Annotated in this window: 11 protein-coding genes and 1 tRNA gene; 3 read left to right on the forward strand and 9 right to left on the reverse strand. The window is 62.7% G+C overall.

The window, feature by feature from the left end; translation table 11 throughout:
- Window positions 1–110: 110 nt before the first annotated feature.
- Both otsB and DMB86_RS05065 read right to left on the reverse strand, forming a co-directional pair.
- Window positions 111–884 carry a trehalose-phosphatase gene (gene otsB / locus DMB86_RS05060; RefSeq protein ID WP_227878605.1) on the reverse strand — a complete coding sequence of 258 codons (774 nt, stop codon included), beginning with the start codon at window positions 882–884 and terminating at the stop codon, window positions 111–113.
- Window positions 871–2,346 (reverse strand): alpha,alpha-trehalose-phosphate synthase (UDP-forming), encoded by a 1,476-nt coding sequence (locus DMB86_RS05065; protein ID WP_171814370.1) that lies wholly within the window; start codon window positions 2,344–2,346, stop codon window positions 871–873. The genes otsB and DMB86_RS05065 overlap by 14 nt, the downstream gene beginning before the upstream one ends.
- Before the next feature lie 178 nt (window positions 2,347–2,524).
- Here DMB86_RS05065 and DMB86_RS05070 point away from each other — a divergent pair, with 178 nt between their 5' ends.
- Entirely contained in the window at window positions 2,525–3,430 is a 906-nt protein-coding gene (locus tag DMB86_RS05070) for a DsbA family protein (RefSeq protein WP_113716830.1), read from the forward strand.
- A 157-nt stretch (window positions 3,431–3,587) separates the two neighbouring features.
- A tRNA-Thr gene (locus tag DMB86_RS05075) sits at window positions 3,588–3,661 on the forward strand.
- A gap of 106 nt (window positions 3,662–3,767) precedes the next feature.
- On the opposite strand, the gene DMB86_RS05080 is transcribed toward DMB86_RS05075, so the two are convergent.
- The 7 genes from DMB86_RS05080 to istA form a co-directional block, all read right to left on the reverse strand.
- Window positions 3,768–4,772, reverse strand: a complete 1,005-nt coding sequence (locus DMB86_RS05080; protein ID WP_113716831.1) for a site-specific integrase — start codon at window positions 4,770–4,772, stop codon at window positions 3,768–3,770.
- Between the two features lie 233 nt (window positions 4,773–5,005).
- Window positions 5,006–5,263 carry a helix-turn-helix domain-containing protein gene (locus DMB86_RS21505; RefSeq protein ID WP_335645028.1) on the reverse strand — a complete coding sequence of 86 codons (258 nt, stop codon included), beginning with the start codon at window positions 5,261–5,263 and terminating at the stop codon, window positions 5,006–5,008.
- Between the two features lie 1,281 nt (window positions 5,264–6,544).
- On the reverse strand, window positions 6,545–7,312 hold the full coding sequence (locus tag DMB86_RS05090; RefSeq protein WP_113716832.1) for an ATP-binding protein: 768 nt from the start codon (window positions 7,310–7,312) through the stop codon (window positions 6,545–6,547).
- A gap of 6 nt (window positions 7,313–7,318) precedes the next feature.
- Window positions 7,319–7,864 carry a hypothetical protein gene (locus tag DMB86_RS05095; RefSeq protein ID WP_129545469.1) on the reverse strand — a complete coding sequence of 182 codons (546 nt, stop codon included), beginning with the start codon at window positions 7,862–7,864 and terminating at the stop codon, window positions 7,319–7,321.
- Window positions 7,865–7,941: 77 nt separating this feature from the next.
- Window positions 7,942–10,401 (reverse strand): tyrosine-type recombinase/integrase, encoded by a 2,460-nt coding sequence (locus DMB86_RS05100; protein WP_227878548.1) that lies wholly within the window; start codon window positions 10,399–10,401, stop codon window positions 7,942–7,944.
- Window positions 10,398–11,561 (reverse strand): tyrosine-type recombinase/integrase, encoded by a 1,164-nt coding sequence (locus tag DMB86_RS05105; protein ID WP_113716834.1) that lies wholly within the window; start codon window positions 11,559–11,561, stop codon window positions 10,398–10,400. The genes DMB86_RS05100 and DMB86_RS05105 overlap by 4 nt, the downstream gene beginning before the upstream one ends.
- Complete coding sequence (gene istA / locus DMB86_RS05110) at window positions 11,545–12,654, reverse strand: IS21 family transposase (RefSeq protein ID WP_113716835.1); 1,110 nt, start codon at window positions 12,652–12,654, stop codon at window positions 11,545–11,547. The genes DMB86_RS05105 and istA overlap by 17 nt, the downstream gene beginning before the upstream one ends.
- 192 nt (window positions 12,655–12,846) lie before the next feature.
- Here istA and DMB86_RS05115 point away from each other — a divergent pair, with 192 nt between their 5' ends.
- Window positions 12,847–14,277, forward strand: a complete 1,431-nt coding sequence (locus DMB86_RS05115) for an integrase core domain-containing protein (protein WP_113716836.1) — start codon at window positions 12,847–12,849, stop codon at window positions 14,275–14,277.
- Window positions 14,278–14,316: the final 39 nt, after the last annotated feature.

Here is a 14,316-nt window from a genome sequence, read left to right on the forward strand (position 1 = left end):
CCGCACTCCACCGAGGGCGGAATCGGCTCTGATGTATGAAGTATGACACATGTTTGCCCGGGTTCGGCGTGGCCATGTCATCATGCGGTCACACTTGGGCCCTCGCCCGTTCAGGAACGCGTGGAGAGCAGGAGTTCCAGGACCGCAGGAACCTGTTGGGGTGAATCGACCCGGATGCCGGCGGCGGTGTCGCCGGGCCCCACCTTGATGCCAAGGTCTCCGGGTTCCAGCGCGGCAAAGGCGTGCTCGTCGGTTACGTCATCGCCCACGAACACGACGGCGGTGGCGCCGGTGACCGCGCGCAGCATCGCAATGCTTTCACCCTTGTTGGCCTGCACCACGGAAATTTCAAGGACCATCTTGCCCTCGCTCAGGAACAGCCCCGGCGTGCCCTCAAGTTCCGCGCGGACCGCGTCGACCGCGTCCTGTCCGTGCCGTACGGAGGCCAGCCTGAAATGAAGGACGACGCCGGCCGGCTTTTGTTCGGCGGCCGTGCCCGGATGCGCGGCAACCGCCGACTCGACGCAGCGGCGGGCCAGCGCGAGCGCGTCTTCCTGCGCCGGCGACAGCGTCAGGGCAGGGGAGTCGGGCCCCAGCCAGACCTCGGCACCGTGGCTGCCCACCAGCAGGGCCCGCTCCGGGGGCGAGGCGACCGCCCGCAAACTGGCCAAGGCGCGCCCGGAGACGAGTGCCGTCGTCGTCCCTTCCAGGGCCGTCAGGGCCGCGAAGGCCGCGGCCGCCTCCGGGAGCGGCCGGGCGTCGTCGGCGTGGGAAACCAGGGGGGACATGGTGCCGTCAAAGTCCATCGCGACCAGCAGCCGAGCTGTCCGGCCCACGCGTACGACGGCGTCCCGTACCTCCGCGGGCAGCTCACCTGTCGTCACGGACGGCCTCGTTATGCAGCGTCGTCAGGAAGTCCTCGCTCCACCGCTGGACGTCGTGGGAGAGGATCTGCTTGCGCATGGCGCGCATCCGGCGGCTGGCCTCCGTCCTGGGGAGGTTGATGGCGCGCACGATGGTCGCCTTCAGCCCGTCGATGTCGTGGGGGTTGACCAGCAGCGCCTGCTTGAGCTGGTCGGCGGCGCCGGTGAACTCACTCAGGACCAGGGCGCCGGTGTTGTCGCTGCGCGCGGCCACGTATTCCTTGGCGACCAGGTTCATGCCGTCCCGCAGGGAGGTGACGAGCATGACGTCCGAGGCCAGGTAGAGCGCCACCATTTCCTCGACCGGGTAGCTGTGGTGGAGGTAGCGGACCGCGGTGTTTTGGATGGAGTCGAACTGGCCGTTGAGCCGTCCCACCATGCCCTCCACTTCTTCGCGGAGCAGCCGGTAGGACTCCACGCGCTGGCGGCTGGGGCTGGCCACCTGGATCAGGGCGGCGTCCTCCACCGTGATAATCCCGTCCTTGAGCAGTTCCCCGTAGGCCTTGAGGCGGTGGGTGATGCCCTTGGTGTAGTCCAGCCGGTCCACGCCGAGCAGGATGGTCTTGGGGTTGCCCAGGTCCTCCCGGATCTGCTTGGCGCGGGCGACGATGTCGGGGCGGGCCGCGAGTTTCTGGATCTGGGTGGCGTCGATGGAGATGGGAAACGGCTCAGCCCGGGCAATGTGGCTGATGGTTCCGTCCCCCTCCTTGACGTGCACCTGCTGGGCCTTGACGCTGGCGCCGAGGAAGCGCCGGGCCGAGCGCAGGAAGTTGGCCGTGTCGTTGGGCCGCTGGAAGCCGATCAGGTCCGCGCCGAGCAGACCGTTGATGATGGCTTGGCGCCAGGGCAGCTGGGCGAAGATCTCCGGCGGGGGGAAGGGGATGTGGTTGAAGAAGCCGATGCGCAGGTCCGGTCGCAGCTGCCGTAGGTAGCGCGGCACCATCTGCAGCTGGTAGTCCTGGACCCAGACGGTGGCGTTCTTGGCGGCGGATTCCGCCGCGGCCTCGGCAAAGCGCATGTTCACCCTGCGGTAGGCGTCCCACCAGGTGCGGTGGAACTCCGGGGGTGCGATGACGTCGTGGTAGAGCGGCCACAGGGAGGCGTTCGAGAAGCCCTCGTAATACAGCTCCACCTCGTCGCTGGAGAGCGGGACGGGGATCAGGTCCATGCCGTCGTGGTGGAACGGTTCCAAGGACTCGTCCGGGGCCCCGTGCCAGCCCACCCATGCGCCATCGCGGGTGGCCATGACGGGGGCGAGCGCCGTGACAAGGCCGCCGGGGGAGCGCCGCCAGCCGTCGTCGGACTCCTCCACGGGGACGCGGTCCACGGGCAGCCGATTGGAAACGACGATGAAGTCTGAGGTGCCATGGACGGCTTCGGGGACACGGCCAGCCCGGTTCTGGGGCTGCGATTTGACCGACAAGGGGGCTCCAATGGTTTAACGGCTCATTTGGTGCCAGCTTAGCCGTTGCGGCACAGGGGGCGAAGGCTGGCACGGCCCAGCGCCGTGCGTGATGGGCATTCTCCAAGCTTTGCCGCCTAGGATTAGACTTTAGTTGCCGTTGCGCTGCCTATTGTTGCGCCCACACACCTGAGGAATTATGAGCCCCAAGAACGAACCACGGTTGACCAAGGCTGAACGCACGGCGCAGGCGCGCGAAAAGGCAAGGCTTCTTCGCGAGGCGCAGCTGAAGAAGGAAAAGCGCAACAGTTGGCTGATCCGTGGCGGTGTGCTCGCCGCAGCGGTGGTCATTGTGGTCATCATTGCCCTGGTGGTCATCCAGACGCAGAAGGGCAACGAGCCCGTTGCCTCCTCCGGTCCCGTGCCGGCCAACGCCAATGCCTTTGGCGGCGTGACGGTGGGCAAGAACGGGGCCGTCGTTGCGCCCACCACCGCGGCCAAGACCGTGGACATGAAGTCCGTTCCGCCGGCCCCCACGGCGGCACCCACGGCCGTGGGGGACCCGGCAGGCATCGGCGTCAAGGCGCCGGCGTCCGGCCAGCCCGCGCAGGTGGTGATGTACCTGGACTTCATGTGCCCGGCGTGCAACAACTTTGAGAAGACATACGGGGCGGAATTGGACAGCCTGCGCAACGAAGGCAAGATCACCGTGGAGTACCGCCCGCTGCCGTTCCTTGACCGCTTCTCCTCCGGCACCAACTACTCCTCGCGGTCAGCCGCCGCGGCGGCCTGCGTGGTGGACCAGTCCCCGGCCAAGTTCAAGGCCTACCTGGACTCCCTTTACGCCCACCAGCCGGAGGAAAACAGCTCGGGCCTCGACAACGCGACGTTGGAGAAGCTGGCCACGGAGGCCGGCGCGGCCAACATCAACAGCTGTGTTGATGCCAAGACGTACCGGCCCTTCGTTGCCTACACCGGCGCCCTTGGCGCGTCCGCCGGCATCAACGCCACGCCGACGCTCTTTGTCAACGGGCAGCAGTGGGACCCGAACAAGGTGCAGGACTTCAACACGTTCCTTAACACGGCGATGGCGGCCAAGAAGTAGTTCGATTCGGCGGCCGGCTCCTTGCGAATCCGTATGTATTGGGTAGCGTGCGCAGTGCGCAGTGCGCAGTGCGCTGCAGTGTGCATCGCGCGCAAGGAGCCGGTTTTCATTTTCCGGCGGGTCCTACGGTAACCTTGTCTAGCGCCTGAGGGCGTCTGCCTCCTTAGCTCAGCTGGCCAGAGCACCGCTCTTGTAAAGCGGGGGTCGTCGGTTCGAATCCGACAGGGGGCCCAGAAAGCCCGGAATGACAGGGATTTTGAAAGTTTGAATGGCCTCGAATCGGGGCCATTCAAACTTAACTCATTACTAACTCATGACAATCGCGTCCCAACGCTCATTACTTTTCATCTTTTAGGTCCGAAGGTGGCGTCTGTTCAGGCCCGTCAGGGGACCCGAAGGCGTCGAGGACAGCACGGGTGTCCAACGCTTCCTGATACTCCTCGATGTAGTGCTGGAGCGTCATGGAGACCTTGGAATGTCCCGCTTGGTAGGCAGCAGCCTCGACCCCCATTGTCCTTGCGATGAGGGTGGCATTGGCCTTCCTGAAAGTCTTTAGTGTCACCCAGCTGTAACCAATGGCATCTGCCGCTCTGCGCCACGCCCTGCCGATGTTATTCGGATCGCAGACGGTTCCGGTGGACGAGGGGAACACCAAGTTGTAGGTGTTTGATGCCTTGGAGTCAGTCTGAAGATTTTTTCTGGTGCGGAGCTGAGCTACGAGAAATGAAGGAATGGTAATCCTTCGAATGCCGTGCCTGGTTTTGGGGTGGTCCTGAATCCTGACTCCGCCACTGGTGGTTCGGATGACGGTTGCGTTAATGAACAACGTCGGCGGCTCGGCGTCCAAGTCGATGTCGTCCCATCGAAGCGCAAACAATTCACCTGGCCGAAGTCCAGTGCTGACGAGGAAGTCAGCGATCTCGTGGAGGTCTTGCATGCGATTTCGCCCGAGTGCCGGGGCCCGCTCCCAACCAATGATCTTCGTCCTAAGATCCTGATACTGTGCAATGCTCAGGGCCTGCGGCTTTGCAGGCTGGACCCGTGGGATGGCGATGCCTAGTACCGGATTGACGACCACTGCATCATGGCGACGGGCAACCTTGAACATTGCTGACAAGACGGCTCCGCAGCTTCGCGCGGTCGCAGGCCCCACGTCTTTAACAACGCTGCGAATGAATTGGTCAATCATGCCCGAGGTGGCTTCGCCAATTCGAACGGCACCCAGAGCTGGTGTGATGTACTTTTTGACGCAGTATGCGTACTTGTCCTTCGTGCGTGATGCCTTGTCGGATTGCTCCAATTCGGCCAAGTAGATGTCGGCTAGCTTGCTAATCTTGCTCATCTGATCAACAAGACCGTTCCTTGGCGTTTGGCGATCCCTTAACTTGCCTTGAAGGTTTCGACGAGCCGCTGCCGCGGACGGACCACGGGCCTCAATCAGCCTCCGTTCGCCGTCCCAGTCACGGAAATATGCACGGGCGCGCCACGTCTTGCCTGTGGCGCGGTCCGTGCTGATGCTGCTCCACGTCCCGAGAGGGTTGGGATGTCTACTCACGATTCGCCGGGACTTATGTCTCAGGGATCCGACCGCTGGGCTAGCCACGCATCCAGATCGGACCGCGTGATGCGGAGGTGTCGGCCAATCCTGTAAGCATGTGGGCCGACGCCCCTAGAGCGCCACTGGTAAAAGGTCTGTTCAGGGATCTGCAGTTCGTGGCAAATCTCTTTCGGTGACATCCACTCTTCGGTCAACTCGTGGGTTGGCGTTGCATGGACTGACTGTTCGGTCATCGGAATCTCCTCCTGGGTGTTGCCGTACTCCTTTCCATGCATTTTGTATGCCAAAGATGTATGACTTAGGTTGGGGACTCAGAGGGCGCGGAGGGATAAGGTCACCAATCGGGTTTCCAATGACCAATCCGCGTTGTTGGTTGTGGCGACCCCGGACACTTCGACCTGGTCACCCGTCTGCGCCAAAGGCGCAATGGTATAGAGACCCGACGGAATGCGTTGGTGCAACCGGGGCCTTGAGCCGTCTTTGTCAGCAAACGGCACCATCACCGTAAGGCCGGGCAAATAGAAACGACACGATCACCCGCACTATCGCGGGAACAGACATCGATGTCACCTGTCTCACCGGCCGCGGGAGTTGTCGGTGAAGTCGTCCTCGGCAAACAAGGAGGGCGCCACTGCCAAACAAGAACAAGTTCTTGGGAAGGGTTCCAGTGGCTAGAGTGAGTTGAGCGGGAGCATCTATTTATTGGTGTCGTAATGGTAGTTGCTGGCTGAGCGGCGCACGACGGCACTGTTCTATTGCTCAACGAAGGCGTTCTCGTTGTCAGTTGTTCGGCCGGGAGCGGGTCACACAAATGAAGTGTCCGTGACGCCACTTCGGGAAGGGTTTGTTAAATAATTTCGGGCCTTGTTAGTGGATGTGGTCGAGGCGACACGGGAACTCGTCCTGGATCTCCGCCATTGCAGCGACCGTAAACTTGGCAGTTTGGATTTTGATCGCCCGCTTGATCGTCCATTCGGTAAAGACATCCATAACGGTCAGCATGAACGCGTACTGGCAATAGGGCACTGTTCCCGTGGTGCGCCACACATTCTCAATAGCGACCGGACCAGGCTCCCAGTCAATGACGGGAATCCGGGACCTGATCGGAATCGCCTCACTACACTGGTTCCGCCGTGACCGAGAGGTCGAGTGACCATCCGGGTGCATTTCCCGCTTGAGGGGCTCCAACAGTCAGTCAATCGTGGTGGCACTCATCGCCAGCAGCCAGGTCGTTTCATACGACTGCCTGGCCACAACCCAGACCTGCGGGAGCACTTTGACAGTGCCGTACCCGCAGGTGTCAGGGCGCGCCCGTCACTTGAACGGCCTGATCGAACCCTTCGGCACCACACCTTTCAAAGCTGGCGGCGTGCATTCGCCTTGGACCAGCCAATCTCAGCTGGCAAATACGGCCTGATGGTACGGGCAGTCCGGGTAGGTGGTACCGCTGATTTCGGCGACCCGGTACCGACCAGAAACCGCGGAACTCGGTTTCTGGCCAGCACCAGGGTTGACCGCCGCCGAGAGGGCGCTGGTGCGTTGCCGGAGTGTGGCGGTTATTCCCAGTGGTCGGTGGCGTCGCGGGCTTCTTGGGCATGCAGCCGGCGCATGTCGACGTCGCCGAGGTTGATCGTGCGGGCCCGGCTTGCGAGCCGGTTCACGATGGAATCGGCGGCGACTTTCTCCGGCAGGCTTTCGATCCAGTATCTTGGTCCGGATTGACTGGCGATCATGGTGGGCAGCCGCTGGTCCCTGTTGACCAGGACGGTGAATAGGTCGTTGGCTGCGGTCTCATCGATGCCGATGGTGAGGAAGTCGTCGATGATGAGCAGGTCAACGTCGCTGAGCTTGTTGAGCAGGTTTTGGTGGGCGATCCTGTCGCCGCGGGCGATGACCAGTTCCAGTGCCAGCTCGTCCATCCGGGTGTAGTGGACCGAGTGCTCCGCATGGCACGCGGCGATCCCTATCGCGCAGGCGATGTAGGTTTTCCCGGCGCCCGTGGGGGAAATCAGCAGCAGGTTCGTCGGGTCCGCCCGCCAGTCATGGGCGGCGTAGCGTTGCATTCGCACCGAGGAGACCCCGCGCGCGGGCAGGTACCGTATCTCTTCGATCGAGGCGTGCGGGATGGGGAACCGGGCCTTGCCTATGAGCTTGTCGATGCGGTTTGAGCGCCGGACCTCCAGGGCTTCATCCACTGCGGTGAGGAAGAGCTCCTCCGGGGTTTTGAGGTCGTTGCCATCGTCCTTGAGCAGTTCCTCGAGTTGGAGGGCGACCTGGGTGATGCGCAGCGCCCGGAATTTCTCGTAATCAACACTGGTGAACATACCCTGCTACCGGCCTTCCTGGTAGTAGTCTGCGCCGCGGACATACACGTCGCTGCGTTCCGCTGTGTCGGTTGCGGCCGGTGCCTTCTTCGTGTTCGGGGCCGCCGGCAGTGGCGGCGCCGCTTGTTGGCTGTCACTGTTCATCGAGGCCATCAGCCGCTTGAGCGTGGTGTAGGTCGGATAGCCGTGCTGGTTCAGGATCTGCTGGCACGTCGCTTCCAGGCGTTGCCTGTTGTTCTTGCCCAGGCCCTCCAGGATGTTCTGGCAGTCCAAAAAGGCCTGAGCCTGGATTTTTGGCCGGTCAAGGACCATCTCGATCACCTGGATCGTGGCGGGGCCGAAGCTTCGGGCGCGGTCAAGGAACCATTTCCGGGACCAGAGGCCGTGCACGTCCTGATGCTGCCTGGGCACGTGTTCGACCATGGTTGAGTACTGGCCCTTGCGCCCGTGCTTGCGCGGATGCTCACAAGCCACAGCGTCGCCGTCAAAGATGGTTACCTTCACGCCGGTCAGCCGGACCTTCAAGATCCGACCCGTCAGCTTGTAGGGCACCGAGTAGTGCTGGTAATCGGCGGTGACATGTTCTCTGAACTCGAATGAGTCATATATATCATCGCGAATCGCCGGCGTCAGCCAGCGGGCTGGTGGCCGATGGTCGGGATGCCGAGGGCGACGGATGTGTTGGTGCGCCGTTGCACTTGGGCCAGTTTGTCTTCGGCGCCGGCGAGACTGACTTCGAGGCCTTCGACTTCACCGAGCCAGCCTTGCTCATGGGCTTCGACGACGCGGGCTTTGAGGTTGTCGCGGATCTCGAGTAGGCGGGTCTGCTGGTTCGGATCGGGCCAGAGCAGGGAGCAGCGGATGCAGGCGTGTTCGTGGATGCAGTTGCTGCCGAACGCGCGGCCGCAGGTCCCGACCGATACCTTGCGGCGTTGGAAATGGCCAAGGAATTGCTGCCACTCGTCGTCGGTGGGCTCGCGGTATTCCTCGCTCGGTCGCAGGGCGCGGCGCCGGGCTATAAACGCCCGGTGGGCGGTGATCGTTTCCTCTGGATAGACGGCCTTGTATCCCATGGTGACGCCGATGTCCTGGTGGCCGGCGATGACCTGCGCGATGTGCGGCGGAAGCCCGTTCATGATTGCATCGGTGATGAAGATCCTGCGGAAATCATGCGGGGTGAACCGGAGCGGCTGCCCGTCATCAGGGCCTGTCAGGCCGGTGCGTGCCAGCGCTTCGTCGAGCAGGGTGGAGACAAATCGTGCGGTAATGGCACGGTGTTCGCCGTTGACGAGGTGTTGGAACAGGAGCGGGGCAGGTCGGCGCCAAACCAGTTCGTGTTCGTCTCTGGCGCTGACCAGGGGGATGGTGCCCTCGGGTTTGCGGTGGCGGCTGATGATCGTGGAAAGCACCTCGGCCAGTTCGGGGCTGACCACCAGCAACCGTTCGGTGTCGGTTTTAGACGGGGCGATCTGCAAGAGCGGAACGAGTTCCCCACTGTCCGGCAGCCGGTATTGGATCAGGCTGTGGTGGCTGATCTCAAGCAGTTCCTCGATGCGGACGCCGGTGTGCCGCAGCACCTCGATGACCGCCCACGCCCAAAATGCATGGTCTTCATCGCGGTTGAGCAGGGTTTTTTTGGCGGTGTCCGGGTTGGTGACCCAGACGTTGGCCTGCGTGCCGTGCGGACGTTTAATCCTGGTCATGGTGATGCCGTCGGAGGTGAACGGTTCGCCGGGCGCGGCGCGTAGCCCGGCGGCGAGGAGCGCTGTTGATTGACGGCGCCAGGTGGTGGTGGAGTTGGTCAATACGGGCATTACCGGCAATCGGGAGCGGGTGCGGCTGTCCATGCGCGCCTTGCGGTGCCGCACCATTTTCCGGCGTGACAGATCGTCCTGGCTGATAGGACACGGTGCCACCCATGGGGCCCACCGGCTAGGGTCTTCTAATGCCCACTGGGACAGGTCGAGGTAGAACGCCCGGACCGCTGCCAGAATATCCAGGTGCGACAGTCGCTCGGTCTCGATCTGGATTTCCTTGCCGTCGCGGACAATGGTGCGAATTTTGGTGCTCAGTCGTCGCTTCCACGCCCCGGCAATATTGCGGGGTAGGTTCAACGATTCGATGCCCTGGTGGTGGCGTTCCAGGTCGGCCCAGAAGCAGCGGACCAGCGCGTAGGCCAGCGACAGCAGTGTGGAGTAGTCGACGGACGGCTGCCGCTCACGCAGGTAGTCGACCAGCAGGTCGCGTATTGGGATGCAGGCAATGTTGTAGCGGTCGACGAGTTGTTCGACGGTGCGTTGCCCGGTGCTGTGGATCTGTTTGAGGCTCGGTACGTCTGCTGTAATGATCCCGGTTTGCCGCAGGACGCGGATGCTCGCCCCGGCTGAGGGTGCTTTGGCGCGAATCTCCTTCTCCAGGTCGATGACCTCGAGGACATCACCGACGGTGATGTCCTCGACTGTGCCGCCTTTTGCGGCGACGATCACGGCGCAACGAAACAGCACGTGCTTGCCCACGTCGGTGCCGACTGTCTCGTCACGCTCGCAGTGGTCGCCCAGCCGGGCGAATCCTTCACCGTCGCGGGTACGGGTCAGGTGACGGACCAGCTTGCGTTTCTTTCCTCCGGTCAGCAGCCACCGCAAGGACGGGCGAACCACATCGAGTCCGACGGCGATCAGGAAGGAACTGGTCATCACCTCCAGCCGGGAGGGCGAGTAGTCGCCGCGCTCACGTAGCCACCGGGCGGGCAGCTCGGCCCAGTCGTCGCCCGCCGCGTCCGCTCCGCTGGCCAGCCATCGTTCCTGCCAGGTGTCGCCCGGGTGCTCTGACAACCAGTCCAGGAGCATCAACAATCCGCGAAGGCCCAGCAGCCGCATCGATTTCGATACCGGGGCACACAGCGCTTCCGACGCCCGTTGATCCAAGGTCCGCCTGTCAACGCCGGTGGCCGGCCACCGATCGACGGTGGGCCTCGGGGGAAACCGTGCCCGCCATGCGGCCACGTCCCTGGTGTCATCCGACTGTGGTGGCCAGTCGCCGTTGGTGTCTTTGCTTTGTTCTGCCGGGGCCATAACGGCGCTGATGCTCATGGTGTGGCCTTTCCAAAGAGCACGGCGAGGGTTTCTGGCGAGTAGCCCGGCGCCGCCGGGGGCGGCTGCTCGATGCGGTCGCGGGCGGAGTGGTGCGCCAACACGCGGGCGATCACGTCCTCCTTTCGCGGCGTGATGTAAATCTGGGTGGTCGTCAGCCGGGCATGACCAAGGACGTATTGCACGTCTGTGAGCGGCATCGAGGGGTCCTCGGCCATCCGGTAGGCAGCGGTGTGCCGAAGCGCGTGTAGCGTTGCTTCTTGGCCGGCCGCCTGGCCGGCACGCTCAAACATCCGGTGTGCCGCGTGGTAGGTCAATGGCCGCGCCGGCCGGTCCAGCGTCCACCACAACGGCTGCAGCGGACCCTGCCCGATCGCATCTTTCATCTCGACCTGATACAAACGTAGCCACACAAACGCGTCTGGTGACGCCGGCAATTCCTGCACTTCCCGGGTTCCCTTGCGCACCACCGTTATCAGTTGCCTTCCGGGGTCCACGCCTCCCTGAGTGGCCGATAACAACTCCGAGGCGCGCGCACCGGTAGACACGTAGAAGGCCACCATGGCGCGGTCCCTGTTCGAGCGCAACTTCGCGAAGATGTCGTCGAAAACCCGATCAGGGATGCTCCGTGGAATCCTGCGCTGCGGCTTGGGCCGGTACAAGCCCGACTTTTCCAGCCGGTAGGGATCCATAGGATTGTGATGGGCGTTCGCCCGTCCGGTGCGTCGGGACCGAGCAAGCGGGAACGGATTGACCAACGGGCCCGATCCGACATCGCGGTGGAAATCGTAGAAGCCCCGCAGCACCGTCTCGCTGTGGAGCCGGGCCGAAATTGAATACCCGCGGCCTTCCCGGGCCACTACCGCCAGCCAGCGGCAGAAATCCCGCGCCTCGATCCGGGATGCACGATCCCAGGCCACGCCAATCGCCCACAAGAAACGGAACCAGCGCAGCAGATCCATGCCATACGAGCGGACGGTTGCCTCGCTGCGCCCGGCCGCCAGCAGATCAGCGAAAAACGCCTCGACGGCATGGACTGTTCCGCCGTCCGCGCCCACCAGCCGATACGGCTCCCACCGCGACCCGGTTGCCTCCAGCGAACCGACCGCAGGCACACGCAGATATTCCAACTCCCTGGAACAATCAGATTCTTCGACCATGATCCAAGACGCTATGTCCCCAGCTGACCCGTCCCTCTGCGACATGCCCAAACCCGGCAGGCTGTTCAGTCAACAGGTGGTAATTCCGCCCGACTTTCAGCTGCTTCCATTCCACGGATTCAAACCGTTCCGCCGGCAAGGGCTGCAGCAGCGGCGCTTCCTCTTCGGTGAACTGCTCGGCCCTGGTCGTGCCATCCACCCGCCTGATCTGGCCGTTGATCTCATCGACCCGCTCCTCGATGGCCGCGTTCAATTCCGCCAGAGTGCTCCAGAGTTCCTCGGCCAGGTACCCGATGACCCGCTTGTTGGCGACGTTGACCGCAGATTCTGCGGCCGCCTTGTCGCGGGGCCGGTTCGATCTGGCCGGCACGATCGCCGTGCCGTAGTGGTCGGCCAGTTGCTGGTACTTGGCGTTGACGACCCGGGTGCTATCGCCCTTGCTGTGCCGGTTGGTGGCGGTCGCAGCATTGTCTGGCACCACGATCGGGGTGACGCCGCCATAGAACTCAAAAGCCTGAACGTGGGCGCTGTTCCATGCCTCCTGCTTCATATCGGTAAACGCCGTGCAAAAGACCATGCCCGAATACGGCAGCACCGCCACGAACAGGTACGCCTTGGTCACCTCGCCGGTCACGGCGTCGATGAGAGGCAGTGTGTCCCCGGCCCAATCCACCAACATCGCCCGGCCAGGTTCGTGGTGCAAAGTGGCCACGACCTCGTGAACCGCCGCGTAGTCGTTGAACAACTGACAGAACTGCGTATAGCCGTACTTCCTTCCCTGCACCGCAGGCGCCTGGACGTACCGGTGCCAGGCCTGCTGCAGGGTGTAATGCCGGTTGAATTTCATCGAATTCACAATCCCGGCGAAGTCCGGCTGCACGAAGCCGGCCGAGACGTTCTTCCTGCCATCAGGGAACAGCTCCGCCAGTTCATCCCGGCTCATCGAGCCCGCCTGTGCCGCCGTGATTCCACGGGCCTTGACAGTCTTACTCACCAGGGAAACCTCCCGGCGTGAACAACCCACCATCTGAACAATCTCGCGGTAGCTTCGGCGCTCCAACACCAACGCCATGATCGCGCTGTAATCAGCCATCAAGGGCCCTCTCCATCAACGCGGCGTCACCGAATGTGCCGCCGGTATTCCAAGAGGACCACAGCGGTACCACCTAGCCGAAACTGTCCTGTCTCACCACATCGTGAACACACGATCTCATGACATCGGAGACACGCTGTCTCACCACATCGGAGACACTTTTACCGACGGGTTGGCGGTGATAGTCATTGGATGACTAACTCTCTTTCACCCCAAACTCGCGCCGCGATCATCAACTACGATCCGACCCAGCCTCATGCACTGTCAGTCATGGAGTTTTGCCGTTCGGTCAAGATTTCGCGTAGCGTTTTCTATAAGATCCGCGGCCGGGCTGTCCATGAATCCACGGCGGCCCTTCACCCCCGCTCCCGTGCACCAAAGACTCCGGCTCGCAAATATGGCCCCGCGGTTGTCAACGAGTTAGTGAAGATCCGCAAGCAACTCAAGGCCGATGGTTGGGATTACGGCCCACGCTCAATTTATTACGAAGCTAGCCAGCAAGAGAAGTTCCCCGGCGGGAAGGTTCCCTCGGTCGCGACGATAGCCCGCCTGCTATCCAGCGTCGGCCACGTTGACGCAGCCCCCAGAAAGCGCCCGAAATCCTCGTACATCCCGTTCGTGCGCGCCACCGTGATGTCGTTGTGGCAACTCGATGCTTTCGAGTACCGACTCGCCGGCGGACAGATCGTCACCGTGTACCAGCTGCTCGATGACGCTTCCCGCTTTGATGTGGGCACAGCAGCGTATTCCCGTTCCGAGAACAGTGCCGATGCCAAGGACGTCCTCGAACGAGCCATCACTGCCTACGGTCCGCCCAGGGAAGTGCTTTCCGATAACTCTTTGGCATTCAATCAGCTGCGGGCCGGACGGATTGGTTCCGTGGAGATCTTCCTCGCCTCCAAAGGCACCATGCCCATCAGCGGGCTGCCGGGCAAACCCACCACGCAGGGGAAGAACGAGCGCTCCCACCAAACCCTGCTGCGGTTCCTCGATGCGCATCAGCCAGCTACGCTCGAGCAGCTCCAGGGCAGGATTCACCGGTTTCGGGACCACTACAACAACCGCCGTCCGCACCAATCCCTGGACCATGCGACACCGCGCACGGCGTGGGATCTGCTGGAACATACACCGGCAACGGAGCCGATTCCTTTATCGGTCCTGGAAGCGAAAGCGTCGCACTACTCACAGGTCCGCGCCCGCCGTCAGGGAGACCTCGATCGGGCGACCCTGACGATCTCCAAGACCGGGGCCATTCTGCCCGACGACAACGCCCAGGATAAGGCCGCGGACCAGTCGCTGGTGGAGATCACCCGCGCGAACCGGCAGGTCTATTACCAAGGCTTCCACGTCTCTTTGCCCATGACCTACGCGGGCCGCCTGTTTTACCGGACCATCACCGACGACTCGTTCCTGCTCACCGATCCAGTCACCGGTGAGATCGTGTTCTCTTTCCCGCTGCCGATGGTTGCCCTGAACGTTCGGGGCCGCTATGTTGCTTCGTATTCCGTTCTAGGCGTTCAGGCGGCGTACTCGACAAAACAGTGGGACCGGAAGCGAGAGCACTACGCGGAGCAATTCGCTCACCGCCAAGAAGAACAGCCCGACGTGATGGCCACGCGATAGCCACTCACAGCTACCGGCCCGCCAGTGCCGGTAGCTGTG

Origin of the sequence: Arthrobacter dokdonellae, from assembly GCF_003268655.1 — a bacterium.
Classification (GTDB): Bacteria; Actinomycetota; Actinomycetes; order Actinomycetales; family Micrococcaceae; genus Specibacter; species Specibacter dokdonellae.

Excerpts from the sequence above, each read along its gene's own strand:
- DMB86_RS05070 (WP_113716830.1), top strand. The coding sequence starts at position 2,525 with ATGAGCCCCAAGAACGAACCACGGTTGACCAAGGCTGAACGCACGGCG.
- DMB86_RS05080 (WP_113716831.1), bottom strand. The coding sequence starts at position 4,772 with ATGAGCAAGATTAGCAAGCTAGCCGACATCTACTTGGCCGAATTGGAG.
- DMB86_RS21505 (WP_335645028.1), bottom strand. The coding sequence starts at position 5,263 with ATGCATGGAAAGGAGTACGGCAACACCCAGGAGGAGATTCCGATGACC.
- DMB86_RS05090 (WP_113716832.1), bottom strand. The coding sequence starts at position 7,312 with ATGTTCACCAGTGTTGATTACGAGAAATTCCGGGCGCTGCGCATCACC.
- DMB86_RS05100 (WP_227878548.1), bottom strand. The coding sequence starts at position 10,401 with ATGAGCATCAGCGCCGTTATGGCCCCGGCAGAACAAAGCAAAGACACC.
- DMB86_RS05105 (WP_113716834.1), bottom strand. The coding sequence starts at position 11,561 with ATGGTCGAAGAATCTGATTGTTCCAGGGAGTTGGAATATCTGCGTGTG.
- istA (WP_113716835.1), bottom strand. The coding sequence starts at position 12,654 with ATGGCTGATTACAGCGCGATCATGGCGTTGGTGTTGGAGCGCCGAAGC.
- DMB86_RS05115 (WP_113716836.1), top strand. The coding sequence starts at position 12,847 with ATGACTAACTCTCTTTCACCCCAAACTCGCGCCGCGATCATCAACTAC.